The following is an 18,890-nucleotide window of genomic DNA, read 5'->3' on the forward strand; positions in this document are numbered from 1 at the left end:
GGCCCGGAGAGCGCGCGTCGTGCGTGACCGCCGCGCCGACCCACCAAGGAATGAGCATGCTTCCCCACTCCGACGACTGGACGCACGTGCTGCGCCCCTCGGCACAGCGCGGCAGCCGCATCGTCGTCTTCCCCCACGCCGGCGCGGGCGCACAGCGCTACTCGAGCGTCCTGGCCGGCCTGCCGGACACGGTGGAGGTGGTGGGCGTCACGCTGCCCGGGCGGGAGCGGCGCGCGGGCCTCGCACCACGTACGACGCTGACCGCCGCCGTGTCGGGCATCAGCCGCGGACTGCGCGACCTCGCCCCCGCCCCCACCGTCTTCTACGGGCACAGTCTGGGAGGGCTGCTGGCGCTCGCCGTCGCCGACGCGGGCGGCGGACGCTGCGACGGCCTGGTCGTGAGCTGTTCCCAACCGGGGGCCCGAAGCCGGCCGCGCCCGGAACATCCGGGCTCCGCCGCCGAGTTGGCCGAGATCCTCGCGACCCATCGCCTACCGGCCGACGCCCTGCGCGATACGTCGCTCAGCCCCGCGCGGCAGGTCCTGGCCCATGACCTCGCACTCGCGCGGGACGCGCTGCGCGCCGTGGAGCCTCTCCGGCTCACCGTGCCGGTGACCGCGCTGGCCGGCACGGACGACCCGCTCGTCCCGCCGGGCGTGCTGCCGCTGTGGGCCCGCTTCACCTCGGGCCCGTTCCGTGCCCGGCTCGCCCAGGGCGGGCACTTCTTCCCCTTCACCCCGAACGGTCAGGGCGTCCTGCTCGAAGAGCTCGTCGCGGCCCTGACGGCCGCTCACCGAGCGGGACCGCTACGCCCCGACAAGGTGGGGTGAGCGGTCGTCCAGGAAGGTGTGCTCCAGCGCGTCGTCACAGTTCAGGATCTGCTGCTGGAGGCGACGCAGCCGGTGCGAGGGCTCCAGGCCGATCCCGTCGGTCAGCGCGGCTCGCAGGCCCTGATAGGCCGCCAGCGCGTCGTTGCGGCGCCCGGAGAGGTACAGCGCCAGCATCAGGTACTCGTGCAGCACCTCGTCGTAGGGATTGAGGGCCACCAGGGCGTGCAGTTCACCGATGACCTCGGCGTAGCGGCGCAACCGCAGGTCCAGGCCGACGCGCTGGCTCAGCACCGCCTTGCGGTCCTCCTCCAGCCGTAGCACGTGCGGGTGCAGCACGGGCCCGGCCGGCACATCGGCCAGGGGCGCGTCCCGCCACAGCTTCAGCGCGTTGCCGAGCTGGGCCGACGCCTGCGACAGGTCACCCCTGGCCTCCGCCTCGCCCGCCGCCGACACGAGCCGGTGGTAGCCGACGATGTCGAACTGTTCGCCGGGTACTTCGAGCCGGTAACCGGTGGCCTCGGTGATCAGCGTCTCCTTGGGGAGCCGGTCCGAGGGTCCGCCGTCGACGGCGCGGCCGATGCTCTTGCGGATCTGCATGACGCAGTTCTGGATGCCCGTCGAGGCGCTCATGGGCACGTCGAGGCCCCACAGTTCGCGCTCGATGGCGGCCCGCTGCACCACGCGGCCCCGGTTCAGGATGAGCACGGCGAGGAGCTTCCTGGCCTTCAGCGCCGTGGGAACCACCGACACGCCGTTCATGGTCACGCGCAGGGGACCCAGCACTCTGGCGATCATCCGTCCTCCTCCTGAGCTTCTGTGTAGCGGTTTATCAATGGACTGTAGCCCATGTTTCTACCCGTGTCGTTCGCGGTTGCGACGCCTTACGGGAGGTAACGGCTGGTCACCAACCTTACGAAGCGGGCAAAAAGTCGTCTGTCGCGCGATCGTCTTCTGCTGTTCACGGAGTCGACTGGAAGCCAAATTTGGTCTCTGGTGTACTTTTGGATCCTGACACCACATCACTTAGGGGGGACCTGGTGCAGCAAGGCGTCATGCCTGAAATCGCCATCGTCGGGATGGGATGCAGATTTCCCGGAGCGCGTGGGGTGCGTGAGTTCCGGCAACTGCTCGAAGCCAACACCGACGCCGTCACGCCCGTGCCGGAGGACCGGTTCGACGTACGGCGGTACCACTCCGCACAACCCGGTGAACCGGGCACGACCGTCTCGCGGCACGGTGGGTTCATCGACGATCTGTACGGCTTCGACGCCGCCTTCTTCGGCATCGCCCCGCGCGAGGCGCTGGCCATGGATCCCCAGCAGCGGGTCCTCCTCCAGGTCGTCTGGGAAGCGCTGGAGGACGCGCACATCCTCCCGTCCTCGCTGGCGGGCAGCCGCACCGGCGTGTACGTGGGACAGGCGACCGCCGAGTACGGAGACCTGGCGGAGTCCGAAGGATTCCAGGACGTGCACGGCATGGCGGGCAGCCGGCTGCGGACGATGACCGCGGGGCGCCTCTCCTTCGCCCTCGATGTGCGCGGGCCCAGCCTGGTGGTCGACACCGCGTGCTCCTCGTCCCTGGTGGCCGTGCATCTGGCCCGGCAGAGCCTGCTGACCGGAGAGAGCGACATGGCCGTCGCCGCCGGAGTCAACGCCGTGCTCTCGGCGTCCGACGCCGTCACCTACTCCCAGGGCGGCATGCTCGCGCCCGACGGACGCTGCAAGTTCGCCGACGCCTCCGGTGACGGCTTCGTGCGCAGCGAGGGAGTGGGGGCGGTCCTGCTCAAGCGCCTGCCCGACGCGCTGCGCGACGGTGACCAGATCCTCGCCGTACTGCGGGGCAGCGCCGTCACCAACGACGGCCAGGGCAGCGGAATGCTGCTCCAGCCCGCCGTGTCCGGACAGACCGAGATGATCCGCTCCGCCTGTCGCAGCGCCGGCATCACCCCGGACCAGCTCGACTACGTGGAAGCGCACGGCACCGGCACCCCGGTCGGGGACGACGTCGAACTGCGCGCCCTGGCAGAGGTATTGGGCGACAGGAACGAGGAAGCCGAGGGAGACCGGTCCCGCCCGCTGCTCATCGGTTCCGTCAAGACCAACATCGGGCACGCCGAAGCCGCCGCCGGGATCGCGGGCCTGATCAAGACCGTGCTCATCGCCCGGCGCCGCGTCATCCCCGCGTCCCTGCACCTGCGCACGCCGCACCCCGCCCTGGCCGGGGACAGCGCCTCTCTCGAGTGCGTCGCGCGCAACACCCCGCTCGTCCCCGGCGGCCGGGCCGCGGTCATGGGCGTCAGTTCCTTCGGCCTCTCCGGCACCAACGCTCATGTGATCGTCGGCGAGTACGTGCCCGAGCCGGCGCACGAGCCGACTCCGGAACCGGTCGCCCCGGCGGGCGAGGAGCCGCAGTTGCTGCTGCTCAGCGCCCGCACTCCAGCCGCCCTCGGCCAACTCGCCGCGCGCTACGCCGCCTTCCTGGAGGGCGCCGAGGGACGTGCCTTCGCGCTGCGGGACATCTGCCACGCCGCCGCGACGCGCCGTGACGCCCACCCCCACCGCCTCTGGGCCGTCGCCCCCACCCATGACGAACTCGCCGCCGCTCTGCGCGCCCTGGCCGCGGGCGAGGAGACCCCGGACGGAGGGACGGCGGACGCCGGCTTCGCGGGCGACCGCCGGATCGCCTTCGTCTTTCCCGGGCAGGGCTCGCAATGGCTCGGGATGGGGCGCCACCTGCTGGCCTCCGAAGCGGTGTTCCGGCACACCCTGACCGAATGCGACGCCGCCGTCCGGGAGGAGCTGGGATGGTCGGTCATCGGCCTGCTGACCGGCGACGGCGAGGACTCACCGCCGCAGGAGCTCCCCGACGACGTCGCGGTGGTGCAACCCCTGCTGTGGGCCATGCAGGTGTCGCTGGCCGCGCTCCTGCGCGCCAAGGGGGTCGACCCCGGCCTCGGGATCGGACACAGCATGGGCGAGGTGGCCACCGCCCAGGTCTGCGGTGCGCTGTCGCTCAGGGACGCCGCCTCGGTCATCTGCCGGCGCAGCTCCCTGATGCAGAGGCTGGCGGGGCGCGGCGCGATGCTCGCCGTCGAACTCGACGCGCTGACCGCGGCGGACGCCGTGGCGCCCTACGGCGACGCGGTGTGCGTCGCGGCGGAGAACGCCCCCGGGAGTACGGTCCTCGCCGGGGACGCACACGCTCTGCGGCGCATCGCCGAACGCCTCGAGACCGAAGGGGTGCAGAGCCGGCCCGTCAAGGTCAACGTGGCCTCCCACTCCCCGTACATGGCGGAGCTGAGGGACGACCTGGCCGACGCCCTCGCCCACCTCACCCCGCTGCCCGCCCGCACCGCGATGTTCTCCACCACCCGCTGCGAGCCGGTCGACGGCCCCGAGCTGGACGCCGCCTACTGGGTGGACAACCTTCGCGAGCGGGTGCGCTTCGTCGAGGCCGTGCGGGCGGCCGCCAAGGAGGAGACGGTGTTCCTGGAGGTCGGCCCGCACCCGCTGCTCGTCCAGTCCGTCGCGGCGGTCCTCGCGGAGCAGGGCGCCGCACCGGCCGCCGTGGCCACCCTCAAGCGCCACCAGGACGACGGCGAGAACATCACCCGGGCGCTCGGCCGGCTCTTCTCCCACGGCGGACGCGTCGACTTCAGCCGCTTGTTCCAGGGGACCGCACCCCGCGTGCCGCTGCCGACGTACGCCTGGGACCAGGAACAGTTCAGGAAGGATCCGGCTCCCGCGGCGGCGCCCGCCGCGCCGGCCGAGCACGTACGGGAGATCGAGCTGCGCGAGCTGGGCCTGGACGACCTCGGGGAGAGCGTCCGCACGCGAGGCGGCGCGGCCGTCGTACCGCCGGTGCTCTACTTCAAGGCCGTCCTGCGGGCGGCGGGCGGCATCGCGTCCTGCGGTGAAGGCGTGCTGGAGGACGTCGAGTTCGGGAGCCGCCCCTGGGAACTGGAGCGGGCGCGCGAGGCCTCGGTGCGTGTGTGCCTGGCGCCCGCCGCGCAGGAGGGGACCTTCGTGTTCACCGTCACCGCGGTGCGCACCCCGGACGGCACTCGGGACGGGGAGCTGTGCATGACGGGCAGGTTCCGTGCGGCAAGCGGAAGCGTGGCGGCCGAGCCGCAGGGCGGGGAGCTGTTGGACGCCGGCCTGACCCGGTGCACCTCGTACGTGCCCGCGGGGGAGTTCTACCGCCGTGCCCAGGGCCGCGGCTACACGATCGACGCATCGCTGCGCACCGTGGCCCAACTGTGGTGCGCCGAAGGCGAATCGGTGGCTCGTATGCGCCGCGCCGGGGCGGGGGCGACCGGACTCGAGGCCGGGCTTCTGACGATGCTCGCCGCGTGGCCGCACTCCACGGGCGCAGCGGGGAGACCGGACGGCTACGTGCCGGTGTCCTTCGGCCGGGTCCTGGTCCGGGACGAGGCGGCGGTCGGACGGGACCACTGGTGCGTGGCCCGCTTCACGCCGTCCGACGGTACGGACGACGCCCGCTGCGATGTGTGGCTGACGGACGAGGACGGGCACCTGATCGCGGAGTTCCGTGACATACGCCTGCGCGAGCGAGCGGTCGGTTCCGCCCACGGGACGCCCGACGGGATCCGGGCGGCGAAAGCCCCGGCGCCGGCCCCCGCGACCACGACCGTCCCTCCCTCGCCCCCCGCGATCGAAGGCCCCGGACCCGCCCTCGTGCCCGACGACGTCCTGAAGCAGGCCGCGACCGTGCTCGGCCTCTCGGCGACCAGGCTCGATCCCCGCAGGCCGCTGCGGACCCTGGGGCTGGACTCACTGCTGGCGACCGAGCTCAGGGTGCGACTGCACCGCACGGCGGGTGTCGACATACCCGCCACCCGGCTGCTGGGCCGCGAACCCATAGGTGTGATCGCCGCTTCCGTGGCGTCCGCGCCCTGACGTCATGGGCAAACGAAGACCATGACTCATAGATGTACCGTGGTATAATTTTTGGGGGCCAGGGGGAGCCCGCACAACGACGTGAGAAGGCGAGGAAGCACATGGCCTCTGAACCTGCCCGCCCCCTCGGGCGCAGAGAGCGGAGCAAGCAGCGGGTGCGGGACCGCATCTACACATCCGCCCTGACCCTCTTCGCGGAGCAGGGCTACGACGGCACCACGATCGACCAGATCGCCGAGCACGCCGACGTGGCCCGGGGCACCTTCTTCAACTACTTCCAGCGCAAGGAAGACCTGGTCACCGCCTGGGCCGAGGCCCGGAAGCGGCGCCTGGAGCTGGCCATGGAAGAGTCGATGAAGTCCCGCAACGACGATGTGACGGTGCATCTGGAGCGGTGCATGGCGGCGCTGGCGGAGTTCAACGAGTCCGAGCGCGAGATCACCGCCGCCATGCTCCAGGCCTGGGTGAAGGCCGGGCAGCCCCTCCTCGAGGAGCCCTACGCGGGCCAGGTCTTCGCCAACATCATCGAAGCCGGCCGCCAGCGCGGGGAGGTCAGCTTCGACATCGATCCGATGAGGGTCGGCAACATCCTCCGTGATTCCTACCTGGGTCTGCTCTACCGCTGGTCACAGGACCCGGGCGGGCGTGTGCCGCTCCACATCGAACTGCGCGAGGTCCTCAGGATCGTCCTCACGGGCGTCCTGTCGTACTCCCAGCACGGGCGCGGCGTTCCGGCGTCGCCGGCTCCCGCCTCCGCGCCCGCCGTCACCCCGCTCGCACCGACGTCGCAGGCGTAGCGTCCCCGCGAGTGAACTCAGGCCGGCGGGCCTCCGCGAACGTGGCGCGCGCGTCCCTCGGCGGCCGCGCCGCCACCAGCGCCGTCCGCGGTCGGCGCGGAGAGTCTTGAGATTCTCCGCCCCGACCGGGGTGCCGGACTCCGCCGAGCGCCGGCAACAGCGGTATGCCCCCGGGGAGTTACCGGGCCGGGGGCGGGCCCACCGAGTCCCGTACCACCACGTGCGTGCCCAGCAGCAGGTGCTCGTCCGCGGCGCCCGGGGCGTGTTCGAGGGCCGTGCGGACGGCGAGACGGCCCAGTTCCTCGTAGGGGACGTGGACCGTCGTCAGGGCGGGGTGCAGATCGCGGGCGAAGGGGATGTCGTCGTAGCCGGCGAGGGAGACATCGCCCGGGACGGACAGGCCCGCCTCGTGCAGTGCGGTGAGGGCGCCCGCCGCGACCATGTCGGTGGCGGCCACGACGGCCGTGAAGCCGAGGTCGTCCTTGAGCGCCTGCCGCATGAGGCGGTGGCCCGCGTCGCGCGTGAAGTCGCCGTGCAGGACGAGGGACTCGTCGGGGGTGAGGCCACGGGCGCGGTGGGCGGCGAGGTAGCCGCGTTCGCGGCCCAGGGCCGTGGTGTGGTCCGCCCGGCCGCCGAGGAACAGCACCCGGCGGTGCCCCTGGGCGAGCACATGGGCGACCAGGGTGTAGGCGCCGCCCTCGTTGTCGTACTCGATGACCGTCACCGGGGCACCGGGGTCCAGCGGTGGCCGGCCGCACAGGACCAGGCGGGAACCGGCCGAGGCGAGGGAGTCCGCCATGCGATGGGTGCGTTCGCGGTACTCGGAGGTGTCGGCGCTGCCGCCGACCAGGATCACCGCGGCGGCCCGCTGGGCGCGCATCATCTCGACGAACTCCAGCTCCTGCCGGACATCGCCCTCCGTGCTGCACACCAGGCAGAGATGGCCGAGGCGGGTCGCCTCGCGTTCCACGCCGTGGGCCATGTGCGCGAACGACGGGCCGGTGATGTCCTCCAGCACGAACGCGAGGGTGGGCGTGCCGACACCCGCGATCGCCTTCGCCCTCGCGTCGGCCACATAGTCCAGCTCACGGACCGCCCGCATGACGCTCCCGCGCGTCGCCGCGCTCACCGGGTACACACCGCCGAGCACCCGGGACACCGTCGACGCCGAGACGCCCGCGCGCAGCGCCACGTCCCGGATGGTGCTGCGGCTCGCGTCCCCGCTCTTCCTCGTCATGCCTGCCTCGTCTCTCCCGGGCACCTGCGGCAACACCATGGCAACCGGTTCCCATGGCGGAGGCTAGCAGCGGAGCAGGACGGGGAGGAGGGGTGTGCGCGGACTGGTGCCGGGCGTCGCGGGCAGGCGGGACTACGCGGGTCCCCTAGGCCGCGCCCAGCGTCCCCGCGATCCCCGAGATCGCCTCCGGACCCACCCGGCAGCAACCGCCGATCAGGCGGGCCCCCGCCTGCTGCCAGCCCGTCACCTGGTCGGCCGTGAACCTCGAGCGTCCGGTCCAGGCGCGGGCCTCGGCGTCCCAGGTCTCGCCGCTGTTGGGGTAGACGACGACCGGCTTGCCGGTGACCCGCGCCGCGGTAGAGGCGGCGGCGTCCACGTCCTCGGGCGCGCAGCAGTTCACGCCGACCGCGATGACCTCGTCCACGTCGGCGGCCAGGGCGAAGGCCTCCTCCAGCGGCTGCCCGGCACGCGTGCGGCCGCCGGCGACGGAGTACGTCAGCCAGGCCGGCACCCCGAGCCCGCGCACCGCCCGCAGCAGCGCCGTGGCCTCGTCGGCGTCGGGGACCGTCTCCAGGGCGAGGACGTCGGGGCGGGCCGCCGCCAGCACTTCCAGCCGCGGGCGGTGGAAACGCTCCAGTTCGTCGACCGTGAGCCCGTAGCGGCCCCGGTACTCCGAGCCGTCCGCGAGCATCGCACCGTAGGGGCCTGCCGAGGCCGCCACCCACAGGGGACGGGAGACGCGCGCCCGGCGAGCCGCCTCCCGTGCCGACTCCACGCTGAGCGCCATGAGTTCGGCCGCCCGGTCGTGGCCGATCCCGCGCTTCTCGAAGCCCTCGAACGTGGCCTGGTAGCTGGAGGTGATCGCCACGTCCGCGCCCGCCCGGAAGTAGGCCAGGTGTGCCTCGGTGATCGCCTGAGGCTGTTCGGCGAGCAGCCGCGCCGACCACAGTTCGTCGCTCAGATCGTGCCCGGCCGATTCGAGCTGGTTGGACATGCCGCCGTCGAGAACGACCGTTCCGGCGGCGAGGGCTTCGGCGAGGGTGATGGTGCTCGTCATGCGAACGACGGTAATCGACATCCGGCGGTGCACCCCAGCCGATTGTGTCCAGTACATGAACAGATCGACCACCATGTGGGATGGCGGTTACGATCAGGACCTTCTCCCTCCGCTTGTACAGGAACCCTCATGACCGTCCCCAGCCCCACCGAGGCCGCCGAACCCGCCGAGTCGGCCGAACCGGCCACCGCGGCCGCACCCGCTCCCCGCCGCACCTTCGGCCTCGCCGCCGCCACGGCCCTCGTCATGGGCAACATCATCGGCGGCGGCATCTTCGCTCTGCCCGCCACCGTCGCCCCCTACGGCACGATCAGCCTGCTCGCGTTCGTCGTGCTCTCGGTGGGAGCCGTGGCGCTCGCGCTGCTCTTCGGCAAGCTGGCCCGGCGCAGCCCGGTCACCGGCGGCCTCTACGTCTACCCGCGCGACGCGTTCGGCGAGTTCGCCGGGTTCCTGTCCGCCTGGTCGTACTGGACGATGTGCTGGGTCAGCATCGCCGCCCTGGCCGTCGCGGTCGTCGGCTACGTCGATGTCCTCATACCCCTGCACGGCAACCACGTCCTCCAGGCCGCCGTCGCCATGGCCGCCCTGTGGCTGCCCGCCGCGGCGAACTTCGCGGGCACGCGGTGGGTCGGCACGGTGCAGGTCGTCTCGACGATCCTGAAGTTCGTACCGCTGCTCCTGCTCGCCACGATCGGCCTGTTCTTCGTCGACGCGGACAACTTCGGCCCGTTCAACGCCTCCGGCCAGAGCGTCTCGGGGGCGCTGGCCGCCTCCGCGGCGCTGCTGCTCTACAGCTTCCTCGGGGTCGAGTCGGCCGCCGTCAGCGCGGGCGAGGTCCGCGACCCGGAGCGCACGGTCGGCCGGGCGAGCGTCCTCGGCACACTGGCCTCGGCCCTGGTCTACATCCTCGGCACGGTCGCCGTCTTCGGACTGGTCCCGCACGACAGGCTCGCCGACTCCGGCGCCCCGTTCGCCGATGCCGTCAACGCCATCACCGGCAGCTCCTGGGGCGGCACCGCCATCGCCCTGGTCGCTGTCGCCTCGATCACCGGCTGCCTCAACGGCTGGATCCTCATGGCCGCGCAGATGCCGTACGCCGCCGCCCGCGACGGTCTCTTCCCGGCGCCGTTCGCGCGGCTGGGCAAGGGCGGCGTCCCCGGCTTCGGCGTGTGGGCCTGCGCGGTCCTCGGCTCGCTGCTCATCGCCCTCAACTACACGGCCGGCCCGGACACCACCTTCCGCGTCCTCGTCCTGATCACCACGTTCACCGGCTGCGTGCCGTATCTGCTGTCGGCGGCGGCCCAGCTCTACTGGCTGGCCCGCGGCTCCCGCGACCGGGTCCGCCCCGCGGGCCTCACCCGCGACCTGATCGTCGCGGCCCTCTCCTTCGGCTTCTCCTTCTGGCTGATCGCCGGGGCCGGATACGCGGCCGTCTACCAGGGCGTGCTGTTCCTGTTCGCCGGGATCCCGGTCTACGTGTGGCTGCGGGGACGCAAGGACACGGCGGAAGCCTCGGCATAGCATCGGGGGATGCCCGAGGTCGCTGTCGCTGATGCCGAAGTTCGTGAGGTCCTGGGAGTCCCGGCCGGGAGGGCGGTGTTCGAGCCGCTCGCGCACAACCCGCGCAACGGCGTCACGGCCGGAGTGTGGCGGGTCACCGGCGGCGACCGCTCGGCCGTTCTGAAGGTGCTGACGCGGACGAAGGAGACCAGCGTCACCTGGGCGGCGTCGAACGACCCGCGCCACTGGAACTTCTGGCGCCGCGAGGCGTATGTCTACGGGTCCGGGCTCGCCCAGATCTGGCAGCGGCACGGCATCCGCGCGCCCCGGCCGCTGGCCTGCGTCGAACGCCCCGACGGCGATGTGGCGCTGTGGCTGGAGGACGTGCCCGGCGCATCCGCGACGACCTGGCCGCTCGCCCGGCACATCGAGCACGCCCACCGGCTCGGCGCCGCGCAGGGCGCGGTGGGAGCGGGGGAGGACCAGCCCTGGCTGTCCCGGCGCTTCCTGCGCGACTACACGGCCGGCAGGACGACGGGCCAGGACCTGCTCGACGACGACGAGGCCTGGCGGCACCCCCTGGTCCGGGAGCACTTCCCGGCGGGCCTGCGCGCGGACATGGTCCGCCTCCACCACGACCGCGAGTGGTTCCTCACGGTCATGGAGTCACTGCCCCGCACCTTCTCCCACCTCGACCAATGGCCCGCCAACGTCCGCTCGGACGGCCGCGACAGCGTTCTCCTCGACTGGGCGTTCGCAGGCGACGGAGCGCTCGGCGAGGACCTCGGCAACTACCTCCCCGACTCCGTCTTCGACCTGTTCGTCCCGGCCGCCGACCTCCCCGGCCTGGCCAAGGCGGCCTACGACGCCTATGTGCACGGCCTGCGCGAGAGCGGCTGGCACGGCGACGAGCGACTCGTACGGCTCGGCGTGTGCGCCTCGGCGGTGAAGTACGACTGGCTCACCGCGCTGATGCTGGCCCGGGCGGACGACGAGCAGAGGGACTACGGCGATGCGGGTGTCGTCCCCGCCGGGCTCCGCTACCGCGAACGCGGCCTGACCCTCGCCTTCCTCGCCGACTGGGCGGCCGAGGCCCGGCTGCTGGCTCCACAACTCGGCTTTCCCGAGGCGCCCAGCGGACGCTGACGGCAGACAGAAGGGAAAAGCATGGCCCGCGTGGTCGAGTTGACGTACTACCCACTCAAGGGGTGCGCCGGGACATCGGTCCAGGAAGCGCTGCTGACCCCCGCAGGACTGGCACACGACCGCAGCTTCATGGTCGTCAGCGAGGAGGGCGTGTACCGGACGCAGCGGCGGGACCCCAGGCTTGCCCTCATCCGGCCCACCGTCACCGCCGACGGCGGGCAACTCACGCTCAAAGCACCAGGGTTGGAGCCCCTGCACCTGAGCGTGGACACCTCCGGCACCCGGCAGAAGGTCGACCTGTTCGGCACCCCCTACCAGGGCATCGACCAGGGCGACGCGGCAGCGGCCTGGCTCTCGGACGTGCTCGGCGCCCGGAGCCGGCTCGTGCGCGTACCGCCGGAGCACGACCGGGTGACCGACGGCATGACACCGGGCACCTCCGGCTATGCCGACAGTTGTGCCCTGCACGTCATCTCCCGCTCCACTCTCGACCTGCTCAACCGGAAACTGGCCGAGCGCGGCACCCGCCCGCTGCCCATGGACCGCTTCCGCCCCAACCTCGTGCTCGACGGCTGGGAAGACCCCCACACCGAGGACCGCGCCCACCACATCCGCATCGGCGACACCGAACTGGGCTACGCGAAGCTCGCCATCCGCTGCGCGGTCACCCTGGTCGACCAGCACTCCGGAACCAGGGCGGGCCCGGAACCCCTGCGCACTCTCGCCGCCTACCGGCGCGCGTCCCAGGGCGGCATCGCCTTCGGCACCAAGTACGCGGTACTCCGGCCCGGCAAGGTGTCCGTCGGCGACGAAGCGGCCGTCACGTCGTGGGGCGAGTCCGAGGTGTGAGCCTCACTGCCGCGGGCGGCCCGCATGACGCCCGCCGCCCCGCCGGCCCCGGCCGCGTCGCGTCGCCATCGGTACGGCGAGGCTGACGGCGAGGGCCAGGCCGAGCGCGTAGGGCCACCAGCCGAAGCCGACGTTCTCCGACGCGCCGGCGCTGCGGGGCGTCACCGTGTCGCTTGCGGGCGAGTCGGACGCGGTGAGGGACGGGCTCGGGGCGGCGCTGACCGCTGTCAGGGCGACGTCGTTGCCGTCACCGGCGCGGTAGCTGATGCGGTAGGCGGTGTCGGCCAGTCCCATGCGGGCGCCCTCCTTCAGGCCGGTGAAGGTTCCCGAGGGCCTGGAGCGGCCCCGGTTGTCGAGCACGGGGATCACACGAGCGGGCCGGCTGCCGGCGGCCGACACGTCGAGGTCTCCGGACAGCCGTACCGCGCCCGTCACCTTCAGCGGCTTGTCCCGCAGGAGCAGGGAGCCTTTCGCGCCTTGCGTGTAGGGGCCGTTGACGGTGAGGCCGGTCGTGACGGTGCCTTCGTTGGTGACAGCGCCCGCGACCGTGCCCTTGCCGGTGAGGGTGGTCGCTACGTGCAGGCCCGCCCGGCCGGTGTCCAGCCGGGCTCCGGTTGAGGTGAGCCGGATCGCCTTGCTGCGTGCGAGCGTGGCGCCCCGGCGCAGGGCCAGCGTGCCCCGGGAGACCGTGGTCGTCCCGGTGTACGTCACCGCGCCGCCCGTCAGCGTCGTCGTGGCCGCGCCCGACTGCGTGAGCGAGCCGCTGCCGCCGACGCGGGACAGGGTGAGGGGCTTGGCCGTGTTGCGCAGGACGAGCGAGCCGTTGTTGACGACCTCGGAGAGGGCGCCTCGCGTGTACAGGCCGCCGTCGCCGCCCCGTTTGCCGCTGCCCAGGCGCAGGACCGCGCCCTTCTCGACCGTCGTGGAGCCGTCGTAGTACTGGACGGCCGCGAAGGTGACGTCGTTGCCGGGGGTTCCGGCGATGACGATGTCGCCGGCGCCGGGGGCGGAGAGCGTGTCGTGGAAGCGGCCGCCGCCGATGGGGGCGCCGAGCGTCACCGGGCCGTTGTAGTCGAAGGTGAGCTTCGAACGCTCCCGGGCCGCGAGGAGGTTGATGTACACGGTTTCCGCGGTGCCCGGCATGAAGATCTCGTTCGTGGTGCCGTCGCCCCACTGGACGTTCGCGCCCTTGATGTTGGTGCCGCGCTTGTTGACGTTCTTGCGGGCGGGCGTCCAGTTCAGGGCGGGGTCGCTGAGTGAGGGGTCGGTGTCGCCGCCCTGGTCCGACCAGCCGTACTGCCCGGCCAGGACGACCTTGCTGCCCGGCCGCGACTGGACGTTGATGTCGCTGCCGTACTCGCGCTGGTAGAAGTCCATGCCCATGGTGACGGTCTGCCCCAGCGGGGTGTCCACGGTGAAGGTGCCCTGATTGAGTACCTTGCGTACGCGCGGCAGCGAGGTCGCGTACTCGGGTCGGCCGGCGTTCACCTGTGTGCCGTTGTCGATCACCCCGGAGAAGGAGTGGGTCCCCGACAGGTCCCAGGTGCCCCAGAGGAAGCGCGGCTGGGTGATCAGCCCGGAGCCGCTGACGGTGCCCAGGTTGTAGGCGTTCTTCAGGGCGAGCCGCAGGGTGCCGTCGACCCGGATGTTGTCCTGGTTGAGCCGGAACGCCGGGGTGCCGTACGGGAAATGGCCGACGATCCCGGTCGTGCCGCCGTTGCCGTACTGGAGGGTCGCCCCGCGCTCGACGGTGATCGCGGGCGGATCGGGGCGGGCCACGGTCACGTACGGGTGGTTGCCGCCGAGCGTCCGCACCGTCTGCCGCTGCCGGGAGCGGGGCAGCGTGAAGTCGCTGTCCCTGGTGAGGATCAGCGTCCCGCTGCCGCGCACCGTGAGCGTGCCCTCACCCCGGAACACGCCGTCGTACGTCGTCGTCCCGGGCGGCACGGTCACGGCCGTGTCGCCGGTGAGCGTCACGTCCCGGCCGGCGAGCACGGCGGCCGTGACGTCCCGGTGACCGGCGGCCGCAGCCGGGGGAGCGGCGATGAGGGACGCGACCGCCGCGAGGACGCCGGCGGCCGCTGCTGTGGTGTGGGTGAGGCTGCGCACGTGAACGGAGACGTGGGGGAGAGCGGCCGATAACAGAAAATCGGCGGCTGTCGCCCCGCCTTCGTCCCGTCAGACCCGTTGACCTCCTCGTGGCGCACCCTTACCTTTTCGGCGTTCGTAATGACAGATGGCGTTCGAAATGTCGGACGATCGGTACGTCGGACGGCGCATCAGACAACGCCGTGTGTCCCCCAGTGAGAGGCAGCCCCCCGCATGAGCCGCGACCGCGACCACGCTCTGCCCGAACCCCCCAGCCGCAGACTGCTGCTGAAGGGTGCCGCAGCCGCCGGCGCCCTGGCCGTCGTTCCCGCCGTCCCCGGTGTGGCCCAGGCGGCCACCCCGGCCAGGCACCCCGGGCCGGCCCCCTTCGTGAACCCGCTCGTCCGCAACCGGGCCGACCCGCACATCCACCGGCACAAGGACGGCCACTACTACTTCACCGCCACCGCCCCCGAGTACGACCGCATCATCCTGCGCCGCTCCCGCACCTTGAAGGGCCTCGGCACCGCCGCCGAGTCCGTCATCTGGCGCGCCCACCCCACCGGCAACATGGGCGCGCACATCTGGGCGCCCGAACTGCACCGCATCGGCGGCAAGTGGTACATCTACTTCGCCTCCGCGCCCGCCGAGGACGTCTGGGCGATCCGCATCTGGGTGCTGGAGAACTCCCACCCCAACCCCTTCAAGGGCACCTGGGTGGAGAAGGGCCAGGTCAAGACGGCCTGGGAGACCTTCTCCCTGGACGCCACCACCTTCACCCACCGGGGCTCCCGCTACCTCGCCTGGGCGCAGCACGAGCCCGGCATGGACAACAACACCGGCATCTTCCTCTCCGAGATGGCGAACCCCTGGACCCTGAAGGGCCCGCAGGTGCGGCTCTCCACCCCGGAGTACGACTGGGAGCGCATCGGCTACAAGGTCAACGAGGGCCCGTACGTCCTCAAGCGCAACGGCCGCCTCTTCATGACGTACTCGGCCAGCGCCACCGACTTCAACTACTGCATGGGCCTGCTGACCGCCGACGCCGACAGCCACCTCCTGGACCCCATGAGCTGGACCAAGTCGCCGACCCCGGTCTTCACCAGCAACGACACCACCAAGCAGTACGGCCCCGGCCACAACTGCTTCACGGTCGCCGAGGACGGCCGCACCGACGTCCTCGTCTACCACGCCCGCCAGTACAAGGAGATCAACGGCGACCCGCTGAACGACCCCAACCGCCACACCCGCGTCCAGAAGCTCGGCTGGAAGCGCGACGGCACCCCGGACTTCGGCATCCCCGTCGCCGACACGGCCACGGCAGGTGAGTGAGATGAGACGTGCGTACGCCGCCCTCCTCGCCCTGTGCCTCGGACTGTTCGGCGCCCTCGCCACCGCCGGCCCCGCCCAGGCCGCGCCCCGGACGATCACCAACGGCACCCAGTTCACGGACACCTCCGGCAACCCCGTCCACGCGCACGGCGGCGGAGTCCTCAAGGTCGGCTCCTACTACTACTGGTTCGGCGAGCACCGCAACGCCGACAACACCTTCCGGTACGTCGACGCCTACCGCTCGACCGACCTGAAGAACTGGGAGTTCCGCAACCACGTCCTGACCGAGGCCAGCGACCCCGAACTGGCGACCGCCAACATCGAGCGGCCCAAGGTCATGTACAACGCGTCCACCGGCAAGTTCGTGATGTGGATGCACAAGGAGAACGGCACCGACTACAGCGAGGCCCGTGCGGCCGTCGCCGTCTCCGACACCGTCGACGGGAACTACACCTGGAAGGGCAGCTTCCGGCCGCTCGGCCAGCACATGTCCCGTGACATCACGGTCTTCGTCGACACCGACGGCGCCGGGTACATGATCTCCGCCGCCCGCGAGAACTACGACCTCCAGATCTACCGCCTCACCGCCGACTACACCGGCATCGCGAGCCTGGTCGCCAACCCCTGGCCGGGCGGCCACCGCGAGGCCCCCGCCCTGTTCAAGCGGAACGGCGTGTACTTCATGCTGACCTCGGGCGCCACGGGCTGGAACCCCAACCAGCAGCAGTACGCCACGGCCACGAGCATCGCCGGACCCTGGTCGGCCATGAAGAACGTCGGCGACTCGACGGCCTACGGCTCGCAGACCGCGTTCGTCGTGCCCGTACAGGGCGGTTCGGGGACGTCGTACCTCTACCTCGGCGACCGCTGGGGCAACTCCTTCGGCGGGACCGTCAACGACTCGCGGTACGTGTGGCTGCCCCTGACCTTCTCCAACTCGACCACGATGTCCATGTCCTGGTCGCCGGAGGTCACCGTCGACACGGCCGCCGGAACCGTCTCCGGCACCAGCGCCACCTACAACACCCTCATCGCCCGCCACTCCTCCAAGTGCGCGGACGTGACGAGCCAGTCGCTCTGGGCCGGTGCCCAGCTCAAGCAGTACGACTGCAACGGCGGCACCAACCAGAAGTACTGGTTCAAGTCCGTCGGCGGCGGCTTCTACCAACTGGCGGTCCGCAACAGCTCCCTGTGCGTACGGGAGAACGCGAGCACGGTCACGCAGGAGAACTGCGACGCCTCCGCGACGAGCCAGCAGTGGTCCCTGACCACCACCGGCTCCTACGTGAACGTCAAGTCGCGGGCCACCGGTGAGTGCCTGGACGTGAACGGCGCGTCCACCGCCGACTCCGCCGCCCTCATCACCTACACGTGCAACGGAGGAACCAACCAGCAGTGGACGCGCGGAACATGACGACCCCGACGGCCGCTAGGCCAGCAGATCGATCGCGTCGATCGCCGTCCCCGCGCTGAGGAAGCCGGTCGCCCCCGACCCGCTCACCACGTCGATCCTGAGCACGTTGTACTGACTCGTGTCCGTCTTCCAGGCGGACGCCGGGACGCTGTACGTGAACGTGTGGTTGTTGCCGCGGTACGAACCGTTGGTCAGCGACCGGGTGTTCGGCTGGGTGGGCGGCGAGGGGACGGCCGAGGTCCAGCCGTCGTTGACGGTGACCTGGGGCCGGCCGTTCGCGTACGCCGTCGTCACGCCGATGCGCAGGGTGTGCGCGGCGGCGGCCTGCGCGGCGGTCAGCCTGAAGTACACGAGCAGCCCGCTGTTGACGTCCTTCCAGAGGTAGCAGGGGAAGGCCGCCGTCTCACCGCCGCTGCCGATCACCACGTTCCCGGTCCAGGACGCGGCCCGTACGTCCGACGGATGCGCGTACGTCATCAGGTCCGCGTTCTTGAACCCGCCCGGCGTGCCGTTCCAGTCGCCGATCCGCCAGATCGCGCTCGCGTTGGCGGGGTCGTTGGAGGACGGCAGGGCGATCGTGTTCAGGGTGGTCGTCCCGCCCGCCGACACGCTCACCGACGTGGTGTACACCGCCAGCTCGCCCTTGAAGACGGTCAGCGTGTACGTCCCCGGCAGCACGCCCGCGACGGAGAAGTAACCGTCCGAGGAACGCGCCGAACCCCAGTACTGCGCCGCCGCGCCGGCCAGCCCGACGGTGTACGGGTACGCCGTGTTCCGGCCGGAGATCCCGACGCCCGCCACCTTGCCCCGGCCGCTCGCCGGCACGTACCCGGAGATGCCGAGCGAGTCGGCCCACGGCGTGGTCAGCGTGCCAGGGAACAGCGCCGAGGAGGGAGCCCCGCCGTCCGTGAAGGCGATGACGTACGGGCCCTGGAGGCCGAAGCGCTGGGCCTCGGTCTGGTTCTGGCCGTAGTAGAGGATCTCGTAGAGGCCGCCGCCGTCGGCGCTCTGGTGGCGCAGCAGGGAGCGGTAGAAGGGGCCGCCGGAGGCCTTCTCATGGTTGCTGCGCACGATCCACAGGCCGACCCCGCCGGCGGACCAGCCGAGGTAGTCGTAGTCCATGACGCGCCGCTTGGAGTAGTGCTTCGAGCGGGTCTGCCCGTCGGACTTCTTGAACACGTCCGAGGCCTCGATGGTGGTCGGCGCGTAGGTGTAGGAGTCGGGCTCGTCGTTGAGGAACGCGCCCTTCTTCACGCGCACGATGTACCGGGTCGCGGAGACGGACGTGTCGGCCTTGTTGGTCCACAGGTAGACGTTGTTCTCGCCGCTGCGGGCCGCGTAGTAGTGCTTCAGTGTGCCGTGCGTGACGGAGACCAGGATCGTCGAACCGGACTGCTTGATGCCGACGGTGGAGGCGCCGAGCCCGGACTCGATGTGCGAGTTCATGCCGCCGTAGCCCTGGTACTCCGTGCCCCGGTAGACCAGCGAGGTCAGGTCGCCGGTCGACTTGCTGATCTTGAAGACCAGTTGGGCGCCGGTGTCGACGACGTAGTTCGAGCCGTCGTCGCTGTAGCCGAAGGCGGCCGCGTGTGCCGTGCCGGTGAGGGCCGTGCCCGCGGCGGCGGTGGCCGCGAGGACGAAGGTGCGGCGGCCGACCGGTCTGTTCGCGGATCCGGACATGGGGGGCCTCCTCTGGAGGTGGGGGGAGTGCGGGTGGGAGT

Annotated in this window: 13 protein-coding genes; 8 read left to right on the top strand and 5 right to left on the bottom strand. The window is 71.6% G+C overall.

Features of this window, described 5'->3' with window-relative positions:
* The first annotated feature begins 56 nt into the window (after positions 1–56).
* Positions 57–830 (top strand): thioesterase II family protein, encoded by a 774-nt coding sequence (locus ACFTZL_RS13185; RefSeq protein ID WP_382581084.1) that lies wholly within the window; start codon positions 57–59, stop codon positions 828–830.
* Here the strand turns inward: ACFTZL_RS13185 and ACFTZL_RS13190 are convergent.
* On the bottom strand, positions 807–1,625 hold the full coding sequence (locus ACFTZL_RS13190; protein WP_382581086.1) for a BTAD domain-containing putative transcriptional regulator: 819 nt from the start codon (positions 1,623–1,625) through the stop codon (positions 807–809). The two genes, ACFTZL_RS13185 and ACFTZL_RS13190, sit on opposite strands and share 24 nt — an antisense overlap.
* Before the next feature lie 257 nt (positions 1,626–1,882).
* On the opposite strand from ACFTZL_RS13190, the gene ACFTZL_RS13195 reads away from it, so the two are divergent.
* Positions 1,883–5,749 carry a type I polyketide synthase gene (locus ACFTZL_RS13195; protein WP_382581088.1) on the top strand — a complete coding sequence of 1,289 codons (3,867 nt, stop codon included), beginning with the start codon at positions 1,883–1,885 and terminating at the stop codon, positions 5,747–5,749.
* A 101-nt stretch (positions 5,750–5,850) separates the two neighbouring features.
* Positions 5,851–6,546, top strand: a complete 696-nt coding sequence (locus ACFTZL_RS13200; RefSeq protein WP_382581090.1) for a TetR/AcrR family transcriptional regulator — start codon at positions 5,851–5,853, stop codon at positions 6,544–6,546.
* Positions 6,547–6,724: 178 nt separating this feature from the next.
* Here the strand turns inward: ACFTZL_RS13200 and ACFTZL_RS13205 are convergent, their stop codons facing one another.
* Together ACFTZL_RS13205 and mmuM are read right to left on the bottom strand one after the other, a co-directional pair.
* On the bottom strand, positions 6,725–7,783 hold the full coding sequence (locus tag ACFTZL_RS13205) for a LacI family DNA-binding transcriptional regulator (RefSeq protein WP_382581092.1): 1,059 nt from the start codon (positions 7,781–7,783) through the stop codon (positions 6,725–6,727).
* Positions 7,784–7,928: 145 nt separating this feature from the next.
* Positions 7,929–8,840, bottom strand: coding sequence for a homocysteine S-methyltransferase (gene mmuM, locus ACFTZL_RS13210; RefSeq protein WP_382581094.1), 912 nt, complete (start codon positions 8,838–8,840; stop codon positions 7,929–7,931).
* A 129-nt stretch (positions 8,841–8,969) separates the two neighbouring features.
* Here mmuM and ACFTZL_RS13215 point away from each other — a divergent pair, with 129 nt between their 5' ends.
* The 3 genes from ACFTZL_RS13215 to ACFTZL_RS13225 are packed head-to-tail and all read left to right on the top strand — an operon-like array spanning position 8,970 to position 12,335.
* Entirely contained in the window at positions 8,970–10,361 is a 1,392-nt protein-coding gene (locus ACFTZL_RS13215) for an amino acid permease (RefSeq protein ID WP_382581096.1), read from the top strand.
* Between the two features lie 9 nt (positions 10,362–10,370).
* Positions 10,371–11,486: an aminoglycoside phosphotransferase gene (locus ACFTZL_RS13220; RefSeq protein ID WP_382581098.1), complete on the top strand. Its 1,116-nt coding sequence runs from the start codon at positions 10,371–10,373 to the stop codon at positions 11,484–11,486.
* Positions 11,487–11,507: 21 nt separating this feature from the next.
* Positions 11,508–12,335, top strand: coding sequence for an MOSC domain-containing protein (locus tag ACFTZL_RS13225; protein WP_382581100.1), 828 nt, complete (start codon positions 11,508–11,510; stop codon positions 12,333–12,335).
* 3 nt (positions 12,336–12,338) lie between these two features.
* Here ACFTZL_RS13225 and ACFTZL_RS13230 read toward each other — a convergent pair whose 3' ends face one another.
* Positions 12,339–14,444: an autotransporter gene (locus ACFTZL_RS13230; RefSeq protein WP_382581102.1), complete on the bottom strand. Its 2,106-nt coding sequence runs from the start codon at positions 14,442–14,444 to the stop codon at positions 12,339–12,341.
* A 213-nt stretch (positions 14,445–14,657) separates the two neighbouring features.
* Here ACFTZL_RS13230 and ACFTZL_RS13235 point away from each other — a divergent pair, with 213 nt between their 5' ends.
* On the top strand, positions 14,658–15,755 hold the full coding sequence (locus ACFTZL_RS13235) for a family 43 glycosylhydrolase (RefSeq protein ID WP_382581104.1): 1,098 nt from the start codon (positions 14,658–14,660) through the stop codon (positions 15,753–15,755).
* A 1-nt stretch (position 15,756) separates the two neighbouring features.
* Positions 15,757–17,169, top strand: a complete 1,413-nt coding sequence (locus ACFTZL_RS13240) for a family 43 glycosylhydrolase (RefSeq protein WP_382581106.1) — start codon at positions 15,757–15,759, stop codon at positions 17,167–17,169.
* 15 nt (positions 17,170–17,184) lie between these two features.
* On the opposite strand, the gene ACFTZL_RS13245 is transcribed toward ACFTZL_RS13240, so the two are convergent.
* Positions 17,185–18,849 (bottom strand): rhamnogalacturonan lyase B N-terminal domain-containing protein, encoded by a 1,665-nt coding sequence (locus tag ACFTZL_RS13245; protein ID WP_382581108.1) that lies wholly within the window; start codon positions 18,847–18,849, stop codon positions 17,185–17,187.
* Positions 18,850–18,890: the final 41 nt, after the last annotated feature.

This window comes from Streptomyces sp. NPDC056948 (assembly GCF_042674225.1).
GTDB lineage: Bacteria > Actinomycetota > Actinomycetes > Streptomycetales > Streptomycetaceae > Streptomyces > Streptomyces purpurascens.